This window comes from Polaribacter huanghezhanensis (assembly GCF_030444335.1).
GTDB lineage: Bacteria > Bacteroidota > Bacteroidia > Flavobacteriales > Flavobacteriaceae > Polaribacter > Polaribacter huanghezhanensis.
Genome location: NZ_CP128595.1, coordinates 161,746 through 188,382, shown reverse-complemented (window position 1 = coordinate 188,382; position 26,637 = coordinate 161,746). Strand labels below are relative to the sequence as shown.

Here is a 26,637-nt window from a genome sequence, read left to right as displayed (position 1 = left end):
AACTCGCTGTTATTCCGAACGAGGAACGAGGAGGAATCTCAAGAATTGTAGTTCAATTTCATGAGATTTCTCAATCGTCTAAAAAGACTCATTTCGAAATGACATTAGTTTTGTTATTTTGAGCGTAACAAAGTGAAGTCGAAAAATCTCTAATATTTTTGTTTTTTTTATGAGACTCCTCCATTTCAGTCGGAATGATATTGTTCTTGTCAGTTCGAGCGGATCTTGCCTGACGGCAGACAGGCTTAAGAACTATTGAAAAGTGATGTGTTGGTATGCACCGATATCTGGAGAAGTTGTTCTGTCTGTTCCTAAAATATCTAAAGGAATTGCTTGCGAAGCGCTGTTTAATGCTTTATTGATTCCGGTGTTATTTTGACCAATATTAAATTGATTGGTAAATGCATCTTTAAAATGTACGGTTCCGTTTAAAATATTGTTTAGATAATGAGAAGTATCGCTAAAATCTAATTCTGTATTTGTAGTATGAGTGTTGTTAATATCGTTAAATTGAATCATATTATTTTGGATAGCATAATTAAACAAACTGCCCGAAACGTTGTCTAATACAAACTCAATATTGTTGTTTCCTGCAATAATACAATTGGTAAAATTTGCTGCGTGCAAATCTCTTGTTTCTGTAATTTCTTGATTGTTTGCATCAGCATAGGTGAAAAAATTATTCACCAAAACGGCTGGTAATTGTCTTGTTCCATTACTCCAATAATTTGCAAAAGTTGAATGTGTAAAGTTGTATGTTCCGCCAATTGCACACGCTAAAGAAGATTGTCCGGTGTTTCCAATCACTAGATTTTTTCCTAAAATATTGGTTTCTCTTCCTAAAATCCCGAAATTTGAATTGTTGTAAATCTGCGTATTTGTTATCGATAAAGTTGGTGCGTTAGACCCTAAAGAATCAACTAAAACGCCGATAATTCCGTTTTTAATAATGGCATAATTAATTTCGTTTTCTTTACTTCCTGCGCGCATCCAAATAGTTCCCCATTGACCAGGAACAGCATTAAAACGATGTTCTAATCTGTCGCCTTCAAAAACAACTTTACTATTGGTGGTTCCGTTTACTTTTAAACTTCCTTTATTATCGACAATCAATCCAGAATCGTTATGAAAATATAATTTTGCGCCAGCTTGTATGGTTGCTGTTTTGTTTGCAGGAATTGCCGCATACCCATAAATTACATAAGGTTTTATGTTGGTAAATATCAATTCAGAATCGGTTAAAAATCGACCTTTAATGGTGGTTGGTTTTCCATCCAAAGTCAATGAATCTATTTTCATAGAAATGGCATTTTTTCCTGGATAAATAAAAGTAGCATTTTGCACAAGTGTCACTAAATCTACATCTTGCTGATTATTTCCTGTATCAAAAATAATTTTATCTGTATAAATTGGATCGGAAACTGAAGTATAATCAATAGTAGTTTCTACAAAAATAAAAATACTGTCTTTGGCTAAAACATCAATATTCTGGAAGGTTTTAGCAGGAATTCCATCAACACTAATTCTGTAATTAGAAGCATTTCCTTTTTCTAAACGTATAGCGGGAATTGTAATTGCGCTGTTACTCTGATTATACACTTTAAGGTTGTAAGTGCTAGAGCCAATATTTGTAAAAACAGTGTCTAAAAAAACGGTGTCTTTAGAAAAAGTAAGTTTACCGTAACTAGGAATTGTGCCAAAGTCTTTTCTGCAAGAACTCACAGAAATTAACAGAACACAAATTAAAAGGGTGAAAATTTTTCTCATAAAGATACAATTGTCTCCTTGAGCGGAGTCGAAAGGTTTTTTGTTGGTATCGACTATGCTCGACCTGACATTTTAGACTATTAAAATAGAACTTTTAATTGATTTAGATATTGTTATTGTTTTACTAATTCTATTTCAAAAAGTTTTCCCCAATGTTTTCCAGTAATAAAAATTCTTCCAGTTTCTTTGTCGTAGGCAATTCCGTTTAAAACTTCGTCTTGATTGGCTAAGGTTTGTGTTTTTTCAATTTCTTTTTTCAATCCAGATAAATTAGCAACACCCTCCACGATTCCGGTTTTAGCATCAATAATTACAATAGAATTTTGTTGCCATTTATTTGCGTAAATTTTTCCATTAATGTATTCTATTTCGTTCAATTCTTTTAGCGAATACTTGTTTGTGTACACTTGAATTGATTTTTTTTCTTTTAATGTTATTGGATCTAAAAACCAAATTTTATCAGTTCCGTCAGATTTTATCAAATGCGTTCCGTCGTTTGTTAAGCCCCAACCTTCATTGCTCCATGTATAACTGAATTCGCTTTTTTGTTTAAAGGTTTCTAAATCGTACACAAAACCTTTTCTAGCTTGCCATGTTAACCAGAAAATATTGCCATTTAAAATGGTCATTCCTTCTCCAAAATATTTTTTATCTAGTTTTGTTTCTTGTAAAACTTTCCCTGTTTTTAATTCTATTTTACGCAATACAGATTTTCCTTTTTTCCCGGTAGTTTCGTATAAAAAGCCGTTGTAAAATTCCAATCCTTGCGTATAAGAAGTTTTATCGTGCGGATAGGTGTTGATGAGTTTATAACTGTAAATTGCTGGTTCTACATTTGATAAAACCTCAATAGAATTGTTAATTTTTTTTGTTTTCTCAGGATAAAAAACCAAAGCGGTTACCGTAAACTTCCCAACACCTAGCTCTTTTGTGCCAAATGTGATGGTATTTCCTTTTGATGCAACTCTCTTTCCGTTGACAAAAAACTGAATAGAATCGATTGGTTTGTTATTTTTTTCTGTTAAAGTTGCTGTAGCTTCTTGATTGATTACTAGTTTTTTAGTTGTAGTTAGCTTAAATTTGTAAGCATCATTACAAGAAGTAAACAAAATAAAAGAGATTGCTAAAAGAGAAATGTATTTTGATAAACGCATAGTTTAAATAATTTTACACAAATTAAATAAATTATTTCTTTGTAATCTTAAAAATATCGTTAAATTTGCAGCCTCAAATAACTTATGTTTGTTATTTAAGTCTAAGAGTAAGAATTTACCAGCTTAACTCTTTTATAAACAAAATATTAAAAGATTATAAAAGTAAAAGTAAGATGAAAAAAGGTATACACCCAGAGAATTATAGAATGGTAGCTTTTAAGGACATGTCTAACGGAGATGTTTTTTTAACAAAATCTACTGCAAATACTAAAGAAAATTTAGAAGTTGATGGTGTAGAATATCCGCTAATTAAATTAGAGATTTCTAGAACATCTCACCCGTTTTACACTGGTAAGTCTAAATTAATTGATGCTGCAGGACGTATCGATAAATTCAAAAACAAATACGCAAAATTCAAGAAATAAATTTCTTAGAATTTTAACCATATTTAAAAGCCTCAACATAGTTGAGGCTTTTTTTATGTTTTAAATTAACTTTTTATAATCAATTTAGAATGTTACTTTTAGTTTTTCTTACGACTAAGGTCTAATGATATTAAAATTTAATTATGAGAAATACAATTTTATCTATTTTTATTAGTATTACTGTTTTATTTGGAGTGTTGGTTTATTTTATGCCACAAACAGGAACCATTATTATGCTATCAATTAGTGTTGTTTTAACTACAGTTGCAATTAAAGATAGTATGCAAAGAAGACATTCTTTATTAAGAGCTTTTCCGTTAGTTGCTAGATTAAGGTGGGTTTTTGAAGAAGAGAGAAGTAAAATTCAACAGTATTTTATAGAAGATGATTTAAACGGAAAACCAATAAATAGAGAAAAAAGAAATATTGTTTATCAGCGATCAAAATTACAGAAGGATACAGTTCCTTTTGGTACACAGCACAATATATATGAAAAAGGGTACGAGTTTGTAAAACATTCTTTGTTTCCGAAAGATCATCATCATATAAAAGGAGATCGCGTTGTTTTTGGTTCTGATAAGTGTACTCAAAAATATGATGCTTCTATTATCAATATTTCTGCAATGTCTTTTGGTTCGTTGAGTAAAAACGCCATTATGGCGCTAAACCAAGGAGCAAAAATGGGGAATTTTGCGCATAATACTGGTGAAGGCGGAATTTCTCCATATCATTTACAAGGTGGTGATATCATTTTTCAAGTTGGAACTGGTTATTTTGGAGCAGGAAAGCACGACGAAAACGGAAAAAGGTATTTTGACGCAGATACTTTCAAAGAAAATGCAATTCGCCCAGAAGTAAAAATGATTGAAATTAAGTTTTCTCAAGGAGCAAAACCTGGTCATGGCGGAATTTTACCTGCAAAAAAGAACACCGAAGAAATTGCTAAAATTCGTTCTGTAGAACCATTTACACAAGTAGATTCTCCTCCGGGACATACTGCTTTTTCTAATTTTGATGAAATGATTTCATTTATTCAGAAAGTGAGAGATTTATCCGAAGGAAAACCTGTAGGAATTAAATTATGCGTCGGAAATAATGAAGAAATAGAAACAATGATTAAAGCTTTTGCAGAAGTAAATAATTATCCAGACTTTATAACTGTAGATGGAGGTGAAGGAGGAACAGGTGCTGCGCCAATGGAATTTACCAATTATGTTGGAACTCCATTATTAGAAGGGTTGACTTATATAAAAAAGTTACTTGAAAAGTACAACTTAAAAAATCAAATAAAAATTATTGCAAGTGGTAAAGCTATTGATGCTTTTGATGTTGTAAAGTTGTTGGCTTTAGGAGCAGATACTGTTAATATGGCACGTAGTTTTATGTTAAGTTTGGGTTGTATACAAGCAAGAGAATGTAATTTAGATACCTGTCCGGTTGGTGTTGCAACACAGGATCCACATTTGGTAAAAGCATTGGTTGTAGAAAAGAAAAATGTTCGTGTAAAAAATTATCATGAAAAAACAATAGAATCGGTAAAAGAAATGGTTGCAGCAATGGGAGTTGAAACATTTTTAGACTTACAACCAAACCAAGTGTTTAGAAGAGCTAATAATGAAAAAGTAGTTACTTTGGAAGAGGTTTATTATAAATAGTTTTTCTGTATCGTCATTCTCATAGAAATGGGAATCTGCACATTGTTTATTATGGATTCCTGCCAACGCAGGAATGATAAGCCGGCTAAAAATAAAGAAGGTTCAAACTTATAATTAATTGAACCTCTGGGGGTGTGGGCTTATAACTAACCAATATAGTGTCCCTCACCATTAAAACACAAATGCACAAAATGTTTAATTAATAATTATGATACTTTTAAATTTTTATATAAAAGCACAAAAAACCGCTTAATTACTAAAAAATTAGTAAAAAGCGGTTCAAATATTTATCTGCAGACATTGTCTGCTACATGTAATCTTCAATTGGGTTACAAGAACAAATTAAGTTTCTATCTCCAAAAGCATCATCAACTCTACGAACCGAAGGCCAAAATTTATTGTCGACAATATATTCTAAAGGAAAAGCGGCTTGTTTTCTAGTATAAGGCAAAGTCCAATCATCTGCAGTTAGCATTTCTTGTGTATGCGGCGCATTTTTTAAAGGATTGTTAGCATCGTCTTTAGAAGCATTTTTAATTTCTTTTCTAATAGCAATCATCGCATCACAAAAACGATCTAATTCAGCTTTACTTTCAGATTCTGTTGGTTCAATCATTAAAGTTCCAGCAACAGGAAAAGAAACTGTTGGCGCATGGAAACCATAATCCATTAAACGTTTTGCAATATCTACCACTTCAATTCCATTTTGTTTAAAATCTCTACAATCTAAAATCATTTCGTGTGCAGCTCTGTTCATTTCTCCAGTGTACAACGTTTCATAATGTCCATGTAAACGATCTTTCATATAATTGGCATTTAAGATAGCGTTCATCGTAGCATTTGTTAGTCCGTCAACACCTAACATCGTAATATATCCATAAGAAATTAAACAAACCAATGCAGAACCCCAAGGTGCAGCAGAAATAGCTGTGATTGCATTTTCTCCGCCAGTTTCTATAATCGGATTTGTTGGTAAAAACGGAACCAATTGTGGAGCGACACAAATGGGTCCAACTCCTGGTCCACCACCACCATGCGGAATGGCAAAAGTTTTGTGTAAATTTAAATGACAAACATCTGCGCCAATCGTTGCCGGATTTGTCAATCCAACTTGCGCATTCATATTTGCACCGTCCATATACACTTGTCCGCCATTATCATGAATAATTTTTGTAATTTCTCTAATTTCCTTTTCATAAACTCCATGAGTTGAGGGATATGTTACCATTAAAGCAGCTAAATTTTCTTTGTGTAATAGTGCTTTTTCGCGTAAATCTTCTACATCAATATTTCCGTTTTCTGCAGTTTTGGTAACCACAACTTTCATTCCGGCCATCACTGCGGATGCAGGATTTGTACCGTGAGCAGAAGCAGGAATTAAGCAAATATTTCTATGTTCATTACTATTTGCTTGGTGATATGCTCTAATAGTCATTAAACCTGCAAACTCACCTTGTGCACCAGAATTTGGTTGTAAAGAAGTGCCTGCAAAACCTGTAATAATATTTAATTGATGTTCTAAATTTTTAAGAACAGTTTGATAGCCTTCAGCTTGATTTAAAGGAACAAAAGGATGAATATTTCCCCATTGTGGATTGCTCAAAGGCAACATTTCTGATGCCGCATTTAGTTTCATTGTACAAGATCCTAAAGAAATCATAGAATGATTTAACGCTAAATCTTTGCGTTCTAATTTTTTGATATAACGCATCATGTCAGTTTCTGAATGATACGTGTTAAAGACTTCGTTGTCTAGGAAAGACGTGTTTCTTTGAACATTTTCCGGAATTGCTACAAAATCAGAGTTAAAAGATTCTTGTGTTAAAATTTGATGAAAATCACCATAACTTTCTGCTTTTGAAGTGTCAGTTTGCTTTTTTAATTGCCCAAAAATGGTAAAAAGCTTCATCAAATCTTTTTGCGTGGTTGCTTCGTTTATAGAAATTGAAATAAGATTATCCGTTATATAATTAAAGTTAACTTTAAAAGATTCTGCAACAGGTTTTAGGCTCAAGCAATCAACTTCAACTAAAAGCGTATCAAAATAAGAGGAATTTTTTTGATTAAAACCCGCTTTTTCTAAGTAATCAGCTACTAATTTTGTTTTATTATGAACAGAATCTGCAATAAACTGAATTCCGTCTTTACCATGATAGACAGCGTACATTCCCGCCATAACCGCTAGTAAAACTTGTGCAGTACAAATATTAGAAGTTGCTTTTTCGCGCTTAATATGTTGCTCACGAGTTTGCAAAGCCATGCGCAAAGCACGTCCTCCATCAACATCTTTTGTGACTCCAATAATTCTTCCTGGAATACTTCTTTTATATGCTTCTTTTGTAGCGAAATATCCAGCGTGTGGACCGCCATACCCTAACGGAATTCCGAAGCGCTGTGTAGTTCCAACAACGACATCAACTCCAAATTCTGCTGGTGCTTTTAATTTAGCTAAGGATAAAATATCTGCAGCAACGGCAACTTTTATATTGTTTTCGTTTGCTTTGGTAACAAAATCTGAATAATCAAAAACGTGTCCGTGTTTTCCAGGATATTGTAAAATCGCTCCGAAAAAGTCGTCAGAGAAACCAAATTCTTCATGATTTCCAACCACTAATTCAATTCCGATTGGTGTAGAACGCGTTTGTAAAATCGATAATGTTTGTGGTAAAATTTCTTCAGAAACAAAAAACTTATTTACATCGGCTTTTTTCTGAGTTCTTTCTCTAACATCAAACAACAACGCCATTGCTTCTGCAGCCGCTGTTCCTTCATCCAATAAAGAAGCATTTGCCAATTCCATTCCGGTTAAATCACAAATCATTGTTTGAAAATTTAACAAAGCTTCTAATCTTCCTTGTGCAATTTCTGCTTGATAAGGTGTATACGCTGTGTACCAACTCGGGTTTTCTAAAATGTTACGTTGAATTACACTTGGCACAATTGCTTCGTGGTATCCCAATCCAATATAACTTTTAAAAACCTTATTTTTTGAACCTAACTCTTGAAGATGATTTAAGTATTCATATTCGCTCATTGCAGACTCTAAATCTAACTTGTTTTCTAAGCGAATATCATCTGGAATTGTTTCTGTAATTAATTGCTCTAAAGTATCAGCTTTAATTGTTGCTAACATCTCTTTTTGCTCCGTTGAGTTTGGACCTATATGCCTTAGTTGAAATGAATTTGTGTTCATTATGTAGTTGTTTTATATTGGATAAATACACTTTTAATTTTGCGTACCAAAAGTAATTAAAATTCAAGAATATTTTATGATTCAATTTCATTAAAAGAAACATTTTATGAACCAAATAATGAGGTTGTTAACATAAATGCTATTTTTGCAAGATGACAACTTTAAAAAAACTTTTAAATTTTTATTTAAACTCAAGCATTCATGTTGCTTTGTCGGTATTTGCTTTTGTACGAATTACAGAACTTTATTTTGATATTGAAACCAATAGTGCTTTTAATTATTTTATGTTTTTTAGCACCATAACAGGATACAATTTTGTAAAGTATTTTGGGATAGCAAAATTCCATCACAGAAGTTTAACCAAAGACTTAAAAGTGATTCAGGTTTTTTCGTTGTTGTGTTTTTTATTGATGTGTTTTTATGCGTATCAATTGTCAATAAAAATACTCGGTTTGTTTATTCCGTTTGGTTTTTTAACGGTTTTGTATGCAATTCCTTTTTTAAGCGGATTCCAAAAAAGTTTACGAGCAATTAGTTATTTAAAAATCATCATTGTCGGAATTGTTTGGGCTGGCACAACAGTGTTGTTACCATTGCTAAATGCTGATAAGACTATAGATGAAAGCATCGTTTTATATGCAATTCAACGATTCTTAATTGTAGCAGTTTTAATTTTACCTTTTGATATTAGAGACATACAATACGATGCCATTTCTTTACAAACCATACCTAAGAAAATCGGAATTAAAAACACCAAAAAACTCGGATTTGTATTGTTGGTTTTTGCATTAGTCATCGAGTTTTTAGTTTCTACGCAACCAATATCAAAAAATATCTTCTTAGGTTTTTCTTTAGCAACGTTATTATTTTTAATGCGTGCAGAGAAAAATCAATCTACCTATTACAGCTCTTTTTGGGTAGAATCTTTGCCAATTTTTTGGTGGATTATTTTAACAAGTATAATTTAAATTTGAATGAACAGAAATTACGTTTTCGATTTTGATAGCACACTTACAAGTGTAGAAGCTTTGGATGTTTTAGCAGAAATCACCTTGGCAGAAAATCCAAAAAAGGATGCAATTATTAAAGAAATAATAGCCATTACAAATTTGGGAATTGACGGCGAGATTTCGTTTACAGAATCCTTAGAAAAACGCATCAAGCTATTACAAGCTAAAAAAGCTGATTTACCAAAATTGATTAAAGAACTGCATAAAAAAGTGTCTCCGTCAATAGAAAGAAACAAAGCCTTTTTTGAAAAATATGCAGCATCTATTTATGTAATTTCTGCCGGATTTAAAGAATTTATCATTCCTATTGTTGCAGCCTACAATATTCCTGCGGATAGAGTGTTTGCAAATACATTTGAGTATGATAAAAACGATTGTATAGTTGGTTTTGATAGCGAAAATCCGTTGTCTGTACATAACGGAAAAATACAATGTTTGCGCGATTTAAAATTGGAAGGAGAAATTCAGGTTATTGGAGACGGTTATAGTGATTATGTGACGAGGGAAGCCGGAATTGCGCATAAATTCTTTGCGTATACAGAAAATGTTTCTAGAGATAAAACCACGCAAAATGCAGATTTTATTACGCCCAATTTAGACGAATTTTTATTTGTAAATAAGTTACCAAGAAACATCTCTTATCCAAAGAATCGAATTAAAATATTATTGTTAGAAAATGTACATCCAGATGCTTTTGAAAAATTATCAAAAGACGGATTTACAGTAGAAACCGTTTCTAAAAGTTTGTCGGAAGATGAATTAATAGAAAGGATAAAAGAAGTACATGTATTAGGGATTCGTTCTAAAACACAAGTCACCAAAAAAGTAATTGAAGCAGCAGAAAAATTGATGGTTGTTGGAGCTTTTTGTATTGGTACAAAACAAATTGATTTAGATGCCTGTAAAGAAAATGGAGTGGTTGTTTTTAATGCACCTTATAGCAATACGCGTTCTGTGGTAGAACTGGCTATTGGAGAAATTATTATGTTGATGCGAAGTGTTTTTAAGCGAAGCACAGAATTGCACAATGGACAATGGAATAAATCAGCAGAAGGATCTAGAGAAGTAAGAGGAAAAAAACTCGGAATTATAGGATATGGAAATATTGGTAAACAATTATCTGTATTGGCAGAAGCACTCGGAATGGATGTGTATTATTACGATGTAGAAGACAGATTGTCGTTAGGAAACGCTACAAAAATAGATAAGTTTTCAGATTTATTAGCAATCTCAGATGTAATTACCTTGCATATTGATGACAATGCAGCCAATAAAAATTTTATTGGAGAAAAAGAAATTTCTCAAATGAAAGACGGCGTGCATTTTGTAAATCTTTCTCGCGGATTTGTAGTTGATATAAAAGCATTAACCGACGCTTTAAAAAGTGGTAAAATAGCAGGAGCAGCTGTAGATGTATATCCAGAAGAGCCAAGAGCAAACGGAAGCTTTCACACAGAATTACAAGGTTTAAATAATGTAATTTTAACTCCGCATGTTGGCGGTAGTACAGAAGAAGCACAAAAAGATATTGCAGATTTTGTACCGAATAAAATAATGGCGTATATCAATTCTGGAAATACCGTTGATGCTGTTAATTTTCCAAACATACGATTGCCACAATATAAGAATTCACATCGTTTTTTACACATTCACGAAAATGTACCTGGTGTAATGGCAAAGATTAATAAAGTCTTGGCAAAATATGACATGAATATTACAGGTCAATATTTATCTACAGACGCTAAAGTAGGATATGTAATTACCGATTTAGACAAAAAATACAATCAAAAAGTAATTAAAAAACTCAAAGAAGTAGAAGGAACGATAAAGTTTAGAGTGTTGTATTAATCTAAATAAAAAGGCAAAGAATTGTCATTTCTAGTAAAACGAAGTGTCGTTGAAAAGCTATTTCTTGATTGATACTTGTTTAAATCTCTCCATTGCAGTCGAGATGACATCCATTCTCATTTCGAGCGGAGTGTAACGAAGTCGAGAAATCTGTACATATATTGCTTTACAATTTAGGGGCAAGCAGAAATAAAAGAGATTACTATAAAATAGTTCCCTATATTTGGATTGGTAAAAGTAGCTATGTTTTAACCAAAAAAATGCACCACAAATTTATTTTTAAAATGAAAAAGAGAATTTTACTTTTAGTACTTACAGTTTTATTTTTACATCTTGTGTTAAAGATGAAGATATAGAATTTGAAGGCTTTTCTTTTTTTATTACTAGTTATGTAGGGGCTTTTGAAGATGCTGAGATAGTAATAGGTGGAATGCAAAATAACGTATTTACACCTACAGATTCTATTAAGTTTGATAAAATTGAATTTTTATCAAAAGATTATTATTTTGGTATGAATCGATGGAAACCTAGTTTAGATAAAATAAGGGTAATACCTTCTGAACGTTGTTATTTTAAAATCAAACTGTCAAATCAAAGAGAAGAAATGATTAAACAAAGTGGTCAATCAACTTTATTGGACCTATTGCTTCCAAATGGAAATGTGTTTGAAGGTGATTATGGTCGTTTAATTATTGCAATTACAGGTACTGAAGTAACAGGTTATGCGGACAAAGAAATATAAGTTTTAAATTATTAAAAAATATATTATGAAAAAGAAAATAGTATTATGGGCTATAGCTTTAACTATAGTAAGTTGTTCAAATTCAAATGAAAAACCTACAGATCCAATAGTTGGGTTGTGGAAATTAAAATCAATTACAGCGTTAAATCAAGAATTTCTTGGAGCTTTTTTTAATTAAGGTTTAATCTGTAAAGACTTTTTCAAGTCAATAATTTTATCATCTTTAACACCTAAGTAACGTCGGCTTCCTAAATACCTGTTTTTATTAAAACCGTCGTAATGTTTTTCACTGTCATTGATAGAACTTAGATGTACATTACTAGCTGAGTGAATAAACTCTCCTTTGCCGTTTCCAAGCCAAATACCAACATGTGTAACACGTTGTTTTTTGCCACCTTTAGCGGGAGTTCCAAAGAACATTAAATCCCCTTTTTCCAGCCCTTCAAATTTTAAGTTTTCATCAACTATTTTTCCGGCTGTAACCTGTTGTGATGCATCACGCGGAATTACAAACCCGTTCATTAAATAGACCGTTTTTGTAAAACCACTACAATCGTTTCCTTTGGTAGAAGTTCCGCCCCACAAATAAGGAACACCCAACATTGTTTTTGCAGACTCTTCAATGAATTCTGCATTTGCAGGATTCTTTTTCAACCAAGAATTGTATAAAACAGCATCCGCTTTTTTTACAAAACCATTTCTTCCGTCAGGATATTCAACTTCGTAATAAGAATCGTATTCTTTTTTTATGGCTAAAATTCCGCCAAAAACAATATCAGAAACTCTGGTAGAATTTTCACTTTTTTGCTCATATACATATCCTGAGTTTTTTGTGTAAATCAGTTTGTTTTTTGTGTTCCAACTTTGTAATTCTTCAGCAGTCATTCTTTCAATTCCACCCCCATCAACCCAAGAAATATAGTTATCAGGAGTTTGTACTCTATACCAACTTCCTTTTTTATCCAATACTTTTAACTCCATTCCCAACAAACCTTGCGTACCTAATTCGGCAGAATGTTTTGGCTGTGATCTAATATTTATTACCGAATTGTTTCCCAGCGCATACTTTTTATCTCCAACAGCAGAATCAGGTAGAATTCTGACTTCATTTTTAAAAGCAATGCTTCTTCTTTTTAGGCTATCAATCAACATATTAAAAGCCTTTTTTGTGGTTGTTTCCCCTTTTAACACCAATGTGTTGTTTTTATTTTCAAACTGAATATCAAAGATTTTGACACGTTTGTCTGGAGCAAATTGTTGCTTTAAGTTTGTTTCAACTTTTTCTAAATCCGAAATAGAACTTGAGGTATTTTTACAAGAAATAAAAACGGTGAAAAGTAAAACAAAAAGAACTTTGATAGATTTCATCTGATAGATTTTTTGCTAATGTACAAAATAGCTAAAATATTCAAATTGATTTCTCGAATAATCTTATATTTGGGGATAACCATTTTTTTGATGATTTACCAAAACACATTCGCATACGCAAAACAACAAGATACAGAAGATGAACTTTCATATTTACGTGAACAATTTCATATTCCGAAAGATAAAAACGGAAATGATTGGTTGTATTTTACAGGAAATTCTTTAGGATTACAACCAAAAAATACACAAAAATATATTCAGCAAGAATTAGACGATTGGGCAAAGTACGGAGTAGAAGGACATTTTGAAGCCAAAAACCCTTGGATGTCATATCACGAATTGTTAACTGAAAACATGGCAGAAATTGTTGGTGCAAAACCGATAGAAGTTGTGGTTATGAATACCTTAACAACCAATTTACATTTGTTAATGGTGTCTTTTTATCAACCAAAAAAAACCAAATATAAAATTGTCATTGAATCAGATGCTTTTCCTTCGGATCGATATGCGGTGCAATCGCAACTAAAATTCCACGGATTTGATGTTGATGAAGGTTTGATAGAGTGGAAACCAAGAAAAGGAGAAGATTTATTAAACATTGAAGATTTAGAAACCATCGTTTCTGAACAAGGCGATGAAATTGCATTATTGTTAATTGGCGGCGTCAATTATTACACAGGACAATCATTAGATTTAAAAAGAATTGCAGAAATTGGTCATTCAAAAAAATGTTTTGTCGGAATTGATTTAGCGCACGGAGCTGGAAATATTTCTCCAGATTTACACAATTCTGGAGTCGATTTTGCAGCTTGGTGTTCGTATAAATATTTAAATGCTGGTCCAGGAAGTTTGGGCGGGTTATTTGTGCACGAAAAACATGGATATAATAAAGAGTTACCGCGCTTTTCAGGTTGGTGGAATCATAACAAAGAAACACGTTTTAATATGCGTCAACCCTTTGATGTAATGCCAGGAGCAGAAGGTTGGCAATTGTCCAATCCGCCCATATTATCGATGGCAGCAATTAAAGCTTCTTTAGATATGTTTGCCGAAGTTGGCATGGAAGCATTGCGTAAAAAATCAGAAAAATTAACTGGTTATTTTGAATTTTTAATTAATGAGATTGATTCAGATGAAATAAAAATTATCACGCCAAAAAATCCAAAAGAACGCGGTTGCCAATTATCAATTCAAGTAAAAAATGCGGATAAAAGGTTGCATCAAAAGCTAACCAAAAATAATATCATTACAGATTGGCGAGAACCCGATGTAATTCGTTGTGCACCTGTGCCAATGTATAACAGTTTTGAAGATGTGTATAGAATGGTGGAAGTTTTAAAAGGATTGTTGTAATTAAAAGTAAGAATGTACCCTCGAGCGTAGTCGAGAGGTATTTATTAGCTCTCGACTGCGCTCGAACAGACATAAGAATAAATGAATAAAAAAGAAAGCATATTAATAATCGGTGCTGGATTATGCGGTTCGCTTTTAGCATTGCGTTTAGCACAAAGAGGGTATAAAGTAGACGTGTATGAAAGCAGACCAGATTTAAGAAAAATCGATATTTCTGCTGGAAGAAGCATTAATTTAGCCTTGTCAGATCGCGGATTTAAAGCCTTGCGTTTGGCTGGAGTAGAAGAGCAAGCAAAGGCAATTTGTATTCCGATGTACGGACGTTTAATGCACGATACAAAAGGAAATACATTTGCTTCTAATTATTCAGGTAGAGAAGGAGAATATATCAATTCGATTTCTCGTGGAGATTTAAACGGAATTTTATTAACTGAAGCAGAAAAGCACGAAAATGTAAACATTCATTTCAATAAAAAATGTATTGCTGTAGATATTGAGAATACTGTTGCACATTTTGAAGATTATGAATCTAAACAAGAATTTTCTGTAAATGCCGATGTTATTTTTGGAACAGATGGTGCTGGTTCTATTTTGCGTAAAAGTTATTATTTGGAGCGTAAATTTTTGTTTAGTTATTCGCAAGAATACTTAACGCACGGATATAAAGAATTGGAAATTCCTGCAGGAAATAACAAAAAACATCAAATAAGTAAAGATCATTTACACATTTGGCCTCGTGGCGATTATATGCTAATTGCATTGCCAAATATGGACGGAAGTTTTACTGTCACACTTTTTTTAAGTTATGATGAAGGCGAATATAATTTCAATAATTTAACATCCGAAGAAAAAATTACAGCGTTTTTTGAAAATGAATTTCCGGATGCCTTGACTTTAATTCCAAGTATAAAAGATGAGTTTTCAAACAATCCGGTTGGCGCTTTAGGAACTGTAAAATGTTCGCCTTGGTCTTATCAAAAAAACACCATTTTAATGGGTGATGCTGCGCACGCAATTGTTCCGTTTTACGGACAAGGAATGAATGCTTCTTTTGAAGATGTTACCGTTTTTGATGAAATTTTGAATAATTTCGAGCGCAGACGAGAAGTAGGCAATTGGGAAACTGTTTTTAAATCGTTTGAAAAAGCAAGAAAACAAGATACAGATGCCATTGCAGATTTAGCGATTGATAATTTTTATGAGATGAAAGATCATGTTGCAAATCCGTTATTCAAAGAGAAGCGAAAAATAGAAATGGATTTGGAGAAAAATTTTCCGACTGAATATTTTTCAAAATATTCTATGGTTACTTTTAATGAAAACATTTCGTACGATGAAGCCATGAAAAAAGGACGCGCGCAAGACAAAGCATTATTGAATTTAATTGCTGATGATGATATTTCGACTTCGCTCGATATGACAAAAGAAGAATTACAGATCGTTTTAGAACAAGTGAAGCAGGAAACAAACGAAATTTTAAATGAAGATAAAATAGCGGGGTTATAAAATTTAACAAAATGTCTCCTCGAGCGCAGTCGAGAGGTTATTATGAAAACGTATTATGTTTACATGTTGAAATGTTCTGATGGTTTTCTGTATACAGGAATAACAAATAACGTTGAAAGGAGATTTAAAGAGCATCAAAAAGGATTGAATAGAAATTGTTTTACATTTAAAAGAAGACCTTTAGAATTGATATTTAATCAAGTTTTTAATGATGTAGAACAAGCAATTTATTTTGAGAAGAAAATTAAGAAATGGAGTAAAGGGAAAAAGATAGCTCTGGCAAATGGAAATTATGATATGTTAGAAATATTATCCGAATGTAGAAATGCTACGCATCATAAATATAAACCAAATAACGAATAAAGAGTTCTCGACTGCGCTCGAACGGACAATAGGATTGAATTAATGAAAACGTATATAGTACTACTTCGTGGAATAAATGTATCAGGAAAAAATAAACTTCCGATGTCAGAACTACGAGTGCTCTTAAATAAATTAAAATTTCAAAATGTAAAAACATATATTCAAAGTGGAAATATCATTTTAGATGCTGATGAAATAAAATCAAATGTTTGTCAAAAAATAAAAGAAGGAATTGCTTCAAAATTTGGGTACGATGTTCCGGTTTTAGCAAGAACAATTGATGAATGGGAAAAGGCGATTGCAAATAATCCGTATCCAACAGAGAATCATAAAATTTTGGGTTTTGCATTTTTAAGTGATATTCCGAAAGAAAAAACGTTTGAAGTAAATGCAACCAATGATGATGTGTATACAATTATAGATGATGTTGCGTATATTTATTGCCCGTCAGGAATGGGGAATACAAAATTGACAAATAATCTATTTGAAAAAAAATTAAAAGTAACAGCAACTTCTCGTAATTTAAGAACAACTTTAAAGTTATTAGAATTAGCGAAAGCATAAAAAATGGAAGAAAAAAAAGTAACACCAAGAGGCGCATATCCACACATAAAAGTGGTGGGAGATTTTATTTTTGTGTCAGGAACAAGTTCTCGAAGACCAGACAATACAATAGCTGGAGTTGATATTATTGATGAAATGGGAACGAAATTCTTAAATATTGAAACTCAAACTAGAGAAGTCTTAAACAATATTGACACCAATTTAAAAACAGTAGGCGCGAGTATAAAAGATGTGGTTGATGTTTCTACGTTTCTAGTAAATATGAATGATTTTGCAGGTTATAATAAAGCGTATGCAGAATTTTTTAATAAAGAAACTGGACCAACACGAACAACCGTTGCTGTACATCAATTGCCGCATCCGGATTTGGTTGTTGAAATTAAGGTGACGGCTTATAAGCCTAAAGCCTAAAGCTAAAAGCCTTATGCAAAAGATAAAAAACTACATCAACGGAGAATTTGTAAACCCAATTAATAATAATTGGTTGGATAATTACAATCCATCTAATGGAGAAATCTATGGGCAGATTCCGAATTCAACTGTTGAAGACATCGATTTAGCTTATAACGCTGCCCAATCTGCATTTAGTCAGTGGTCAAATACAACTTTAGGAACTAGAAGTAAAATTCTATCCAAAATTGCAGAATTAATAAAAGAAAAATTAGACTTTTTAGCAGAAGCAGAATCTAAAGATAACGGAAAACCTATTTCGCTAGCGACAGCAATTGATATCCCTAGAGCTGCAGCAAATTTTCAGTTTTTTGCAAATGCTATTACACAGTTTGCATCAGAATCTCATGAAAGTGTTGGATTGGATGCTGTGAATTTTACGTTGCGTCAACCAATCGGAGTTGTAGGTTGTATTTCTCCTTGGAATTTACCGTTGTATTTATTTACTTGGAAAATTGCTCCGGCAATTGCAGCAGGAAACTGCGTAATTGCAAAACCTAGTGAAGTAACTCCGATGACAGCATATTTATTAGGAGAAATTTGTACAGAAGCTGGTCTCCCAAAAGGCGTTTTAAATATTGTGCACGGTTTGGGAACAACAACTGGACAAGCAATTGTAGAACATCCAAACATCAAAGCAATTTCTTTTACTGGCGGAACACAAACGGGAGCACATATTGCAAGAGTTGCAGCACCGATGTTTAAGAAATTATCGTTAGAGTTAGGAGGAAAAAACCCGAATATTATTTTTGCAGATTGCGATTATGATAAGATGTTAGAAACCACAGTGCGTTCTTCTTTTGCTAATCAAGGTCAGATTTGCTTATGCGGAAGCAGAATTTTTGTAGAAGCATCTATTTATGAAAAATTCAAGAAAGATTTTGTGCAAAAAGTAAAGCAATTACAAGTTGGTCACCCATCAGAAAAAAGCACAAATATTGGAGCATTAGTATCAAGATCACATTTAGAAAAAGTAGAAAGTTATGTCAAAATTGCTGAAGATGAAGGCGGAAAAGTTTTGTGTGGAGGTTTGGAAGTAACTGTTCCTGGATATGAGAATGGATATTATTTTCAACCAACTATAATTGAAGTACAAGATAATTCATGCAGAATTAATCAAGAAGAAGTCTTTGGTCCTGTTGTAACGATGATGTCTTTTAAAACGGATGAAGAAGCATTACAATTAGCAAACGATGTAACTTACGGATTGTCTGCAACATTATGGACCAATAATTTAAACAGAACGATGCAGTTTTCGAAGCAATTACAAACAGGAATTGTTTGGGTAAATACGTGGATGTTACGAGATTTAAGAACACCTTTTGGTGGTTCAAAAGCAAGCGGAGTTGGTAGAGAAGGAGGTTTTGAAGCTTTGCGTTTCTTTACCGAAGCAAAAAATATATGTATAAAATACGAATAGTAATTTGTCCCCTCGAGCGCAGTCGAGAGGTTATTGTTTTATTGTGACATTAATTAGGTCTCGACTGCGCTCGACCAGACAGAAAAAATGAACTTAGAAATACAAAATAAAAATGCCTTAGTCTGCGGAAGTACACAAGGAATTGGAAAAGCATCAGCAATGGCATTGGCAGCAGAAGGCGTAAATGTAACGTTGGTTGCAAGAAATGAAGAGAAATTAAAAGCAGTTTTAGCAGAATTGCCGAATAATAATCAATGTCATAGTTATTTAGTGGCAGATTTTTCGAATCCGAAAGCATTGAAAGAAAAGTTAGAAGCTTCTGCGTTGCAATTTCATATTTTGGTTAACAATACTGGCGGGCCTGCCGGTGGCCCCATTTTTAACGCCAAATTAGAAGAATTTGAAAGTGCGTTTACGCAACATTTAAAATGCAATCACGTATTGGTGCAAGCAGTTGCTCCGTTTATGAAAACAAAATGTTTTGGTAGAATTATCAATATTATTTCAACTTCTGTAAAGCAACCTTTGGATGGATTAGGAGTTTCAAATACCATCAGAGGAGCTGTGGCAAGTTGGTCAAAAACCTTGGCAAATGAATTAGGAGAATTCGGAATTACAGTAAACAATGTATTGCCAGGAGCAACAGGAACAGAGCGGTTGAATGAAATTATCAAGAATAAATCAGCGAAGACAGGGAAAACTTTTGATGAGGTTGCAGCTGCAATGAAAAAAGCTTCACCTGCTCAACGTTTTGCAAAACCAGAAGAGATTGCCAATGCGGTAGTGTTTTTAGCAAGCGAGAAAGCAAGTTTTATCAACGGAATTAATGTTCCTGTTGATGGAGGAAGAACAAAAAGTTTGTAAATTTAACGGATTCTTGCGTTAGGGATTGAAGCGGCATCCTTTTTATGTCAGTTTGTAAAGAGCGTCATTACGAGTAAAACGAAGTAATCTCTTTATAAATTTGAGATTGCCACAGAAAGCGAAAAACTTTCTTCGCAATGACCATAAAAAGATATAGGAGAAAGCCCGACTTTTAGGTAACGCCAAAAAAAGAATAAAGAATAGAGTAAAAAGAGTTGAGGTAGTTTTAAATGAAATCTTATCTTTTGATTCTAAATATCCAATAATCTAAAAATCTATAATATGAATTTAGTACAACCTTTAAATTTTAAAAAGTGGATTGATGAACATCGTCATTTATTAAAACCGCCTGTTGGGAACAAATGTGTTTGGGATAGCGGAGAATATATTGTGATGGTTGTTGGAGGTCCAAATGCTAGAAAAGATTATCATTATAACGAAACGCCAGAATTCTTTTATCAAGTTGAAGGTGATATGGTGTTAAAAATTATTGTTGATGGAAAATCTCAAGATGTAGCAATCAACGAAGGTGATATGTATTTGTTGCCAGCAAAAGTGCCACATTCTCCACAACGAAAAGCAAATACTGTTGGATTGGTCATCGAATATCCACGTTCTAAAGAAATGTTAGATGCGTTGGAATGGTATTGTGAAAACTGTGGAAATCAATTGTATAGAGAAAAATTTGCGTTGGATAATATTGAAACAGATATGCCAATAATTTTTGACAAGTATTATTCTGATAAAGAGAAATGTACTTGTGATCATTGTGGAACTGTTATGGAGGCGCCAAGAAAGATATAAAAAGTGTCATTCCTGCGGAGGCAGGAATTCACTATTAAATACTAACTATTTTAAAATGAGATTCCTGTTTTCACAGGAATGACAGAAGATGGAAAAAAGAAAATTACGTATCAATGGACATTCACATTTATTGCCCTATCCAGAAGAGATTCCACAGTTTATGAAAGACAAAGGAATTTTTTGGGTGGATAAAGACCGTAAATTTATGCTTCAAAAAGATTGGAGCAGACCCGTTACAGATTCTAGCTTTTTCTTAGATGAAAAATTAGAATGGATGGAGCGTTTTAAGATTGATCATGCGGTCGTTTTGAATTTATCTCAATTGTACGGAAATGGTTTGCGTGTAGAAGAAATGAAACAAGCATTGCGTTTTCAAAACGATTTTAATGCGAGAATTCAACAAGAGAATCCTTCTAAATTTACTTGTGGATTTGTAGTGCACCCAGGATTTGTTCAAGGAGCTTGTTGGGAAATTGAGCGTTGTGTAGAACAATTAGGAATGCGTTTGTTGTGTTTGCCAACACATTATATGGATACTATCGGAACGTGGCGTTGTATTTTTGATGAAGAAAATGAGCCTATTTTTGAATTGGCTAGTAAGTATAATTTGGCAGTAGAAATTCATCCCTATGACGGAGAAAAATTCATCAAATTAGAAAATACTTCTTGGCGTTTTCATTTGATCTGGATGTTGGCACAATGTGCAGATGCGTATCATTTTTTAACTTTAAATGGCTATCAAGATAAATATCCAGGAATGCGCGTATGTTTTGCGCATGGCGGACAATTAGCACAAATAAATTTAGGACGTAGAATTCAGGGTTTTGATGGAAGACCAGATTTATTTGAAGGAAAAACACATCCTAGAAAAGCAGTTGGACATAAAAACATTTTCTTTGATACGTTGGTCCACGATACTGGCGGATTGCAATTATTGATTAAAAATCAAGGTTCAAAGCAGGTACTGATGGGCTTAGACGATCCGTATCCGTTAGGAGAAATGGAAAGTGAAATACAATCTTCGTATCCAGGGAAAATTTTAGATTTAGCAATTAAACAAGGAATTATCAGTGAAACAGAACGCGATGAAATTTGGGATGATAATGTGCTACAATGGATTTTTGGTGATGATAAAAAAGGAAAACAAGAACTAATTAAAAAGATTTTATCATAAATAAAAACCTCGCAATTGCGAGGTTTTTTATGCCTGTGTCTATTTATTTGTGTCTTATTTAAAAACAGTAGTAATGTTGATGGCAACTTCACTCCACGTTTTAGAAATTCCGTCTGCCGCCTTGTGTAAATCTTTACAAACAACGTTTAAAGAACTTACAGCATTCTGCGCATTCCAATTGTCTAAATTCATGGTTGTATTTAGCTTAAATTCTTTTCCTTCTATTGTGTAGGTAAAAGGTAAATCTGAAGTAATTCCATTCATGGTTATTGATGCAATTCCGTTTGTGTCATCTGTCAATATTAATTTTCCAGACAATAAACTTGTGTTGTCCATAACACCAAAGAAAAATTTCTTCAATTTGCCATCTCTATCAGGATTATTTGTAAAAACGCTACTTACAGGAATTGAAAATTCAGCATTATTTATTGCGTCTTTTGCCGTGTCACCATTTCCGTTTTTAGTGATTGTAACTTTTTTAAATGACCCTTTAACAGGAAGTTTATCCGTTGTTTTATAGGCAACCCAATCAATTGAATTATTTGCAGTTTCTAATGAAAAAGCTGCTGTTACTACTTCTTTTTTTACTGTTTTCTTTTTTACTTCAGACTTACAAGAAGTCAATTGAAAAGAAAGTGTTAATATAAGTGTTGTTATAAATAATTTTTTCATGATCTTATAATTTTTTAACAATGTTAATGTATTCTTTTTTTGCTTTTTCTATAGGCATGCCTCTTAGTTGAATCCATGCATTTAATTTAAAGCCATTTCTTAAATCTAATTCGTCTGTTTCTATGAATTCTGGATTGTTATCGCCATAGGTAGCTTGTTTGTAAAAAGCGTACAGTTTTAACATAATGTCTGGCGCAAATTGATCTTGAGACAGACTAGAAACTGTTTGATACGCTTCTTGAAATTGTATGTCTATTGATTTACCCATTTTATGTATGTGCAACAATTTGTTCTCCACCTTTTACTTTATCGCCAATTTTTACATCAATTTTAGTATTTAAAGGTAAAAATAAATCTACTCTCGAACCAAATTTAATAAAACCAGCATCTGCTCCTTGAACCACTTCGTGTCCTTCTTTAGCATAATTTACAATTCTTCTAGCTAATGCTCCTGCAATCTGCCTATATAAAACTTGACCAAAAACGTTGTTTTCTATAACTATTGTAGTTCTTTCGTTTTCTGTAGATGCTTTTGGATGCCAAGCAACTAAATATTTTCCTGGATGATATTTGCTGTACTTAACAATTCCGCTTAACGCATAACGTGTAACGTGTACGTTTAAAGGAGACATAAAAATAGAAACTTGTATTCTTTTGTCTTTAAAAAATTCTGGTTCAAAAACTTCTTCAATTACAACAACTTTTCCATCAACCGGAGCAATAATTTGACCATCGTTAATAGCAGTATTTCTTCTTGGATTTCTAAAGAACTGAAGTACAATTATAAATAGGAAAATTAATGTAATTTGAATTGCTTTTTGCAACCAAGAAATCTCAATAAATTTATCTGCTAATAAGATTCCAGCTACAATAATTAAAGATGTTATTGTAATAATTTTAAATCCTTCTTTGTGAAACATAAGAACTGCTAATTTTAAATAATATAATGTATATACAAATATAAGAAAGGAATCGCAAAGATTAAACTATCTAATCGATCTAATAAGCCACCATGACCTGGCATAATGTTGCCACTGTCTTTTACAGCAGCGTGTCTTTTAAAATTTGATTCTACCAAATCGCCAATCGAGCCAATAATAGAAGTAATTAAAGCGATGATTACCCAGTCTAAAACCGAATAAAGTTCTGTTTTATATGCGATAATTACACTAGCAATAATAGAGAATAATACACCTCCTATAAAACCTTCAATTGTTTTTTTGGGCGAAACACTTTGAAAAAGCTTGTTCTTTCCAAAGTTTTTTCCAACTAAGAAAGCAAAACTATCATTCACCCAAATAAGAATTAAAATACTTATTAAGATAAGAGATTCATATTCGCCATTTTGATAAGGTAATAAGATTAAAAGACAAAATGAAAAGACGATATATCTAATTGAAATATCTAGTTTTTCTGCTAACCTAGAAGATTGTAACTTGGTTTTAGAATACAGTCTGTAAATGAGTTGTAAAGAAGCTAATAGAGTTAATGCGAGTATAGGAATTATAATTTTGCTAGTTGGATTGCGGACTAAAAAAAAAGTAAGTCCAATAAAAACAATATATGGCATCACATTTTTGAATAAAATAAGCTTGTGAAACTCAAAAATACAACAGATAGCAAAGATAGAAACTAAAGCTATAAAAGTAAATTTTGAAAAAAGAACAGCACTTAAAAAGATAGTGACATAAACGATACCAGATAGGCTTCTGGTTAACAAGGGACTCATTTTATAAATCTTCATACAACAGCAAATATAAGTTTTTTGAATTACTGTTGCCGTAATTTAAGAAATTATCATCCTTTTTTTGCAAAGAATAATTTTTAACGGCACTAATATTTGTTGGGATATTGCCTTTAAAATTGATTTTAATTCCCGTTAAACCTTCTCCGGTGTTTTTAACTAATTGACTTGTAGTTGCGTAGACGATAAAGTGCTCTGAAAGTGATGCAAGTCTTTTGCTTCGTATTTGATTTGAAGAAAAAAGAATATCTCCGTTGTCTGCAATTAAATGTTCGCAAGTTGTAAAAAAGGGAGCAGAATAATTAATATCAGATTTGCTAATAATGTCTGTTTTTTTTATTAGTTCATTTAGTTTTTTATCTAAACAAACTAATTCATTCCAACCATTTTCTTTGATGATATTATGTAAGTGAAATTCAATTTCGTCTTTCTTTGTACAGTATAAAAATTTACCGCCTTTTTCTAAGAAATAGTGTACAAAAGAATCATCCAAAGATAAATTGACTTCTTGTTGTTTCGCCAATTTATCTTCAGATGTTTCTGATGATAATTTAAATACCTTTTTAAAAAAACTCATTTAGCTAAAATAAGATTATTCTTCTTTTTTATCTGTTTCTTCTCCGTCTATAACAATTTCTTTTCTTATTATTTCTTCTTCTTCAAAAGGTCTTTTTCCAAATATTTTCATTAAGTCATCTTTAAAGATGACTTCTTTTTCTAATAATAACTCCGCTAAAATAGTTAATTTTTCTTTATTATTTTTTAACAATTCAATAGCTCTAATGTACTGAGCTTCTATCATTTTAGAAATTTCTTTATCAATTTTTTTAGCAGTTTCTTCGCTATAAGGTTTTACAAAAGCATCGTTACCCGAAGAATCATAATAGGTAATGTTTCCTACTTCTTCATTTAAACCATAAACCGTTACCATTGCTCTTGCTTGCTTCGTTACTTTTTCTAAATCACTTAAAGCTCCAGTAGAAATTTTATCAAAAACAATTTTTTCGGCAGCTCTTCCGCCTAAAGTAGCACACATTTCATCAAGCATTTGTTCTGTTTGAACAATCATTCTTTCTGCAGGTAAATACCAAGCTGCACCTAAAGATTGTCCTCTTGGTACAATGGTAACTTTTACCAAAGGAGCTGCGTGTTCTAACATCCAGCTAACGGTTGCATGACCAGCTTCGTGATATGCAATTGTTTTCTTTTCTTTTGGGGTGATTACTTTATTCTTCTTTTCTAAACCACCAACAATTCTATCTACGGCATCTAAGAAATCTTGATGTTCAATAGCTTTTTTATCAGTTCTTGCAGCAATTAAAGCAGCTTCGTTACACATATTTGCAATATCAGCTCCAGAAAAACCTGGAGTTTGCTGTGCTAAAAATTCAATATTTACATTTTCAGCAAGTTTTAAAGGTTTTATATGTACTTCAAAAATTGCTTGACGTTCATTAATATCTGGTAAATCAACATAAATTTGCCTATCAAAACGACCAGCACGCAATAATGCTTTGTCTAAAACATCTGCTCTGTTTGTTGCAGCAAGTACAATAACATTTACATCAGTTCCAAAACCATCCATTTCTGTTAAAAGTTGATTTAAAGTGTTTTCACGCTCATCGTTTCCGCCAGTCATACTGTTTTTACCACGAGCTCTACCAATCGCATCAATTTCATCAATAAAAATGATTGAAGGCGACTTATGTGCAGCTTGTTTAAATAAATCTCTAACACGAGAAGCTCCAACTCCAACAAACATTTCTACAAAATCTGACCCTGATAAAGAGAAGAAAGGAACGCCAGCTTCACCAGCAACGGCTTTTGCTAATAATGTTTTTCCTGTTCCAGGTAGTCCAACTAATAAGGCACCTTTTGGTATTTTACCTCCTAAAGCAGTATATTTTTCTGGGTTTTTTAAGAAGTCTACAATCTCTTGCACTTCTTCTTTTGCACCTTCTAAACCAGCAACATCTTTAAAAGTAGTTTTTACTTTGGTGTCTTTGTCAAAAAGTTTTGCTTTAGACTTGCCAATATTAAAAATCTGACCACCACCGCCTCCGCCAGCTCCGCCTCCAGACATTCTCTTCATAAAGAACAACCAAATTGCGATTAAAATAATGAATGGTAAGAAGGCGAAAATTTGATCCATAAAACTTGTTTGTTCTATATTTTTTTGATCAAAATCTAAATTGTGCGTTTTTTTAGCCTCAGTAAGTTGATTTTCAAAATTTTGTAAATCACCAAAATCATAAGAAAAAGCAGGTGCTTTCTGATTAAAAACGGTTGTCTTTTTATATTTTTTATACGCTTCTTTGTTTAACGCTTTTTCGGTAAGGTAGATTTGCGCATTACTTCTGTTAACAATAACAATTTGTTTAATATCATTGCTATTTAAAACTTCATTGAATTTATTTGTTGAAATATTTTTAGAAGCAGCATCACCAGAATTTAAAAACTGAAACGCTAGTATAAGAACAAATATTGCTCCGTAAACCCAGTAAAAGTTAAACTTAGGTGTGTTTTTTTTATTGCTATTTTTAGAATCACTCATGTGTAAA

General features: G+C 32.5%; 25 protein-coding genes. 15 read left to right on the top strand and 10 right to left on the bottom strand.

The window, feature by feature from the left end:
* Positions 1–252 precede the first annotated feature (252 nt).
* A complete protein-coding gene (locus tag KCTC32516_RS00900; protein WP_301401396.1) occupies positions 253–1,767 on the bottom strand; it encodes a hypothetical protein in 1,515 nt (504 codons plus the stop codon).
* A 113-nt stretch (positions 1,768–1,880) separates the two neighbouring features.
* Positions 1,881–2,921: a glutaminyl-peptide cyclotransferase gene (locus tag KCTC32516_RS00895; RefSeq protein ID WP_301401394.1), complete on the bottom strand. Its 1,041-nt coding sequence runs from the start codon at positions 2,919–2,921 to the stop codon at positions 1,881–1,883.
* Between the two features lie 173 nt (positions 2,922–3,094).
* Here KCTC32516_RS00895 and KCTC32516_RS00890 point away from each other — a divergent pair, with 173 nt between their 5' ends.
* Together KCTC32516_RS00890 and KCTC32516_RS00885 are read left to right on the top strand one after the other, a co-directional pair.
* The gene (locus KCTC32516_RS00890; RefSeq protein ID WP_301401392.1) at positions 3,095–3,346 is read left to right on the top strand and encodes a type B 50S ribosomal protein L31; all 252 of its coding nucleotides are present in this window, start codon (positions 3,095–3,097) and stop codon (positions 3,344–3,346) included.
* Between the two features lie 143 nt (positions 3,347–3,489).
* The gene (locus tag KCTC32516_RS00885; protein ID WP_301401390.1) at positions 3,490–5,001 is read left to right on the top strand and encodes an FMN-binding glutamate synthase family protein; all 1,512 of its coding nucleotides are present in this window, start codon (positions 3,490–3,492) and stop codon (positions 4,999–5,001) included.
* Positions 5,002–5,308: 307 nt separating this feature from the next.
* On the opposite strand, the gene gcvP is transcribed toward KCTC32516_RS00885, so the two are convergent.
* Positions 5,309–8,194 (bottom strand): aminomethyl-transferring glycine dehydrogenase, encoded by a 2,886-nt coding sequence (gene gcvP, locus KCTC32516_RS00880; protein WP_301401389.1) that lies wholly within the window; start codon positions 8,192–8,194, stop codon positions 5,309–5,311.
* A gap of 152 nt (positions 8,195–8,346) precedes the next feature.
* Between gcvP and KCTC32516_RS00875 the strand changes: the two genes are divergently transcribed.
* The 4 genes from KCTC32516_RS00875 (at position 8,347) to KCTC32516_RS00860 (ending at position 11,972) form a co-directional block, all read left to right on the top strand.
* Positions 8,347–9,162, top strand: a complete 816-nt coding sequence (locus tag KCTC32516_RS00875) for a UbiA prenyltransferase family protein (protein ID WP_301401387.1) — start codon at positions 8,347–8,349, stop codon at positions 9,160–9,162.
* A gap of 6 nt (positions 9,163–9,168) precedes the next feature.
* Complete coding sequence (gene serA / locus KCTC32516_RS00870; protein ID WP_301401385.1) at positions 9,169–11,052, top strand: phosphoglycerate dehydrogenase; 1,884 nt, start codon at positions 9,169–9,171, stop codon at positions 11,050–11,052.
* A 430-nt stretch (positions 11,053–11,482) separates the two neighbouring features.
* Entirely contained in the window at positions 11,483–11,794 is a 312-nt protein-coding gene (locus tag KCTC32516_RS00865) for a hypothetical protein (RefSeq protein ID WP_301401383.1), read from the top strand.
* A gap of 25 nt (positions 11,795–11,819) precedes the next feature.
* Entirely contained in the window at positions 11,820–11,972 is a 153-nt protein-coding gene (locus KCTC32516_RS00860) for a hypothetical protein (protein ID WP_301401381.1), read from the top strand.
* On the opposite strand, the gene KCTC32516_RS00855 is transcribed toward KCTC32516_RS00860, so the two are convergent.
* Positions 11,969–13,162: a C40 family peptidase gene (locus KCTC32516_RS00855; RefSeq protein WP_301401379.1), complete on the bottom strand. Its 1,194-nt coding sequence runs from the start codon at positions 13,160–13,162 to the stop codon at positions 11,969–11,971. The genes KCTC32516_RS00860 and KCTC32516_RS00855 overlap by 4 nt on opposite strands.
* A 90-nt stretch (positions 13,163–13,252) precedes the next feature.
* On the opposite strand from KCTC32516_RS00855, the gene kynU reads away from it, so the two are divergent.
* The 9 genes from kynU (at position 13,253) to KCTC32516_RS00810 (ending at position 21,660) form a co-directional block, all read left to right on the top strand.
* Complete coding sequence (kynU, locus tag KCTC32516_RS00850; RefSeq protein ID WP_301401377.1) at positions 13,253–14,515, top strand: kynureninase; 1,263 nt, start codon at positions 13,253–13,255, stop codon at positions 14,513–14,515.
* Between the two features lie 81 nt (positions 14,516–14,596).
* Positions 14,597–16,021 carry an FAD-dependent oxidoreductase gene (locus KCTC32516_RS00845; protein WP_301401375.1) on the top strand — a complete coding sequence of 475 codons (1,425 nt, stop codon included), beginning with the start codon at positions 14,597–14,599 and terminating at the stop codon, positions 16,019–16,021.
* A gap of 42 nt (positions 16,022–16,063) precedes the next feature.
* Positions 16,064–16,384 (top strand): GIY-YIG nuclease family protein, encoded by a 321-nt coding sequence (locus tag KCTC32516_RS00840; RefSeq protein WP_301401373.1) that lies wholly within the window; start codon positions 16,064–16,066, stop codon positions 16,382–16,384.
* Between the two features lie 42 nt (positions 16,385–16,426).
* Positions 16,427–16,948: a DUF1697 domain-containing protein gene (locus KCTC32516_RS00835; protein ID WP_301401371.1), complete on the top strand. Its 522-nt coding sequence runs from the start codon at positions 16,427–16,429 to the stop codon at positions 16,946–16,948.
* 3 nt (positions 16,949–16,951) lie between these two features.
* Positions 16,952–17,359 (top strand): RidA family protein, encoded by a 408-nt coding sequence (locus KCTC32516_RS00830; RefSeq protein ID WP_301401369.1) that lies wholly within the window; start codon positions 16,952–16,954, stop codon positions 17,357–17,359.
* A 13-nt stretch (positions 17,360–17,372) separates the two neighbouring features.
* Positions 17,373–18,818: an aldehyde dehydrogenase gene (locus tag KCTC32516_RS00825; RefSeq protein ID WP_301401367.1), complete on the top strand. Its 1,446-nt coding sequence runs from the start codon at positions 17,373–17,375 to the stop codon at positions 18,816–18,818.
* A gap of 87 nt (positions 18,819–18,905) precedes the next feature.
* Positions 18,906–19,682: an SDR family oxidoreductase gene (locus KCTC32516_RS00820; protein WP_301401366.1), complete on the top strand. Its 777-nt coding sequence runs from the start codon at positions 18,906–18,908 to the stop codon at positions 19,680–19,682.
* Between the two features lie 282 nt (positions 19,683–19,964).
* Positions 19,965–20,486 carry a 3-hydroxyanthranilate 3,4-dioxygenase gene (locus tag KCTC32516_RS00815; protein ID WP_301401365.1) on the top strand — a complete coding sequence of 174 codons (522 nt, stop codon included), beginning with the start codon at positions 19,965–19,967 and terminating at the stop codon, positions 20,484–20,486.
* An 88-nt stretch (positions 20,487–20,574) separates the two neighbouring features.
* The gene (locus KCTC32516_RS00810) at positions 20,575–21,660 is read left to right on the top strand and encodes an amidohydrolase family protein (protein ID WP_301401364.1); all 1,086 of its coding nucleotides are present in this window, start codon (positions 20,575–20,577) and stop codon (positions 21,658–21,660) included.
* Positions 21,661–21,714: 54 nt separating this feature from the next.
* On the opposite strand, the gene KCTC32516_RS00805 is transcribed toward KCTC32516_RS00810, so the two are convergent.
* From KCTC32516_RS00805 to ftsH, 6 genes are read right to left on the bottom strand one after another with little or no spacing between them, the layout of a single operon-like run.
* Positions 21,715–22,332 (bottom strand): YceI family protein, encoded by a 618-nt coding sequence (locus KCTC32516_RS00805; protein ID WP_301401362.1) that lies wholly within the window; start codon positions 22,330–22,332, stop codon positions 21,715–21,717.
* Positions 22,333–22,336: 4 nt separating this feature from the next.
* Positions 22,337–22,600 (bottom strand): acyl-CoA-binding protein, encoded by a 264-nt coding sequence (locus KCTC32516_RS00800; RefSeq protein ID WP_301401360.1) that lies wholly within the window; start codon positions 22,598–22,600, stop codon positions 22,337–22,339.
* Position 22,601: 1 nt separating this feature from the next.
* Positions 22,602–23,252, bottom strand: coding sequence for a phosphatidylserine decarboxylase family protein (locus tag KCTC32516_RS00795; RefSeq protein WP_301401358.1), 651 nt, complete (start codon positions 23,250–23,252; stop codon positions 22,602–22,604).
* Positions 23,253–23,266: 14 nt separating this feature from the next.
* On the bottom strand, positions 23,267–24,076 hold the full coding sequence (locus KCTC32516_RS00790) for a phosphatidate cytidylyltransferase (protein ID WP_301401356.1): 810 nt from the start codon (positions 24,074–24,076) through the stop codon (positions 23,267–23,269).
* On the bottom strand, positions 24,063–24,653 hold the full coding sequence (locus KCTC32516_RS00785; protein ID WP_301401354.1) for an LUD domain-containing protein: 591 nt from the start codon (positions 24,651–24,653) through the stop codon (positions 24,063–24,065). Before KCTC32516_RS00785 ends, KCTC32516_RS00790 begins: the two co-directional genes overlap by 14 nt.
* Before the next feature lie 15 nt (positions 24,654–24,668).
* On the bottom strand, positions 24,669–26,630 hold the full coding sequence (gene ftsH, locus KCTC32516_RS00780) for an ATP-dependent zinc metalloprotease FtsH (RefSeq protein WP_301401352.1): 1,962 nt from the start codon (positions 26,628–26,630) through the stop codon (positions 24,669–24,671).
* Positions 26,631–26,637 lie beyond the last annotated feature (7 nt).

Coding starts and splice junctions, on each gene's coding strand:
- KCTC32516_RS00900 (WP_301401396.1), bottom strand. CDS start 1,767: ATGAGAAAAATTTTCACCCTTTTAATTTGTGTTCTGTTAATTTCTGTG.
- KCTC32516_RS00895 (WP_301401394.1), bottom strand. CDS start 2,921: ATGCGTTTATCAAAATACATTTCTCTTTTAGCAATCTCTTTTATTTTG.
- KCTC32516_RS00890 (WP_301401392.1), top strand. CDS start 3,095: ATGAAAAAAGGTATACACCCAGAGAATTATAGAATGGTAGCTTTTAAG.
- KCTC32516_RS00885 (WP_301401390.1), top strand. CDS start 3,490: ATGAGAAATACAATTTTATCTATTTTTATTAGTATTACTGTTTTATTT.
- gcvP (WP_301401389.1), bottom strand. CDS start 8,194: ATGAACACAAATTCATTTCAACTAAGGCATATAGGTCCAAACTCAACG.
- KCTC32516_RS00875 (WP_301401387.1), top strand. CDS start 8,347: ATGACAACTTTAAAAAAACTTTTAAATTTTTATTTAAACTCAAGCATT.
- serA (WP_301401385.1), top strand. CDS start 9,169: ATGAACAGAAATTACGTTTTCGATTTTGATAGCACACTTACAAGTGTA.
- KCTC32516_RS00865 (WP_301401383.1), top strand. CDS start 11,483: ATGCAAAATAACGTATTTACACCTACAGATTCTATTAAGTTTGATAAA.
- KCTC32516_RS00860 (WP_301401381.1), top strand. CDS start 11,820: ATGAAAAAGAAAATAGTATTATGGGCTATAGCTTTAACTATAGTAAGT.
- KCTC32516_RS00855 (WP_301401379.1), bottom strand. CDS start 13,162: ATGAAATCTATCAAAGTTCTTTTTGTTTTACTTTTCACCGTTTTTATT.
- kynU (WP_301401377.1), top strand. CDS start 13,253: ATGATTTACCAAAACACATTCGCATACGCAAAACAACAAGATACAGAA.
- KCTC32516_RS00845 (WP_301401375.1), top strand. CDS start 14,597: ATGAATAAAAAAGAAAGCATATTAATAATCGGTGCTGGATTATGCGGT.
- KCTC32516_RS00840 (WP_301401373.1), top strand. CDS start 16,064: ATGAAAACGTATTATGTTTACATGTTGAAATGTTCTGATGGTTTTCTG.
- KCTC32516_RS00835 (WP_301401371.1), top strand. CDS start 16,427: ATGAAAACGTATATAGTACTACTTCGTGGAATAAATGTATCAGGAAAA.
- KCTC32516_RS00830 (WP_301401369.1), top strand. CDS start 16,952: ATGGAAGAAAAAAAAGTAACACCAAGAGGCGCATATCCACACATAAAA.
- KCTC32516_RS00825 (WP_301401367.1), top strand. CDS start 17,373: ATGCAAAAGATAAAAAACTACATCAACGGAGAATTTGTAAACCCAATT.
- KCTC32516_RS00820 (WP_301401366.1), top strand. CDS start 18,906: ATGAACTTAGAAATACAAAATAAAAATGCCTTAGTCTGCGGAAGTACA.
- KCTC32516_RS00815 (WP_301401365.1), top strand. CDS start 19,965: ATGAATTTAGTACAACCTTTAAATTTTAAAAAGTGGATTGATGAACAT.
- KCTC32516_RS00810 (WP_301401364.1), top strand. CDS start 20,575: ATGGAAAAAAGAAAATTACGTATCAATGGACATTCACATTTATTGCCC.
- KCTC32516_RS00805 (WP_301401362.1), bottom strand. CDS start 22,332: ATGAAAAAATTATTTATAACAACACTTATATTAACACTTTCTTTTCAA.
- KCTC32516_RS00800 (WP_301401360.1), bottom strand. CDS start 22,600: ATGGGTAAATCAATAGACATACAATTTCAAGAAGCGTATCAAACAGTT.
- KCTC32516_RS00795 (WP_301401358.1), bottom strand. CDS start 23,252: ATGTTTCACAAAGAAGGATTTAAAATTATTACAATAACATCTTTAATT.
- KCTC32516_RS00790 (WP_301401356.1), bottom strand. CDS start 24,076: ATGAAGATTTATAAAATGAGTCCCTTGTTAACCAGAAGCCTATCTGGT.
- KCTC32516_RS00785 (WP_301401354.1), bottom strand. CDS start 24,653: ATGAGTTTTTTTAAAAAGGTATTTAAATTATCATCAGAAACATCTGAA.
- ftsH (WP_301401352.1), bottom strand. CDS start 26,630: ATGAGTGATTCTAAAAATAGCAATAAAAAAAACACACCTAAGTTTAAC.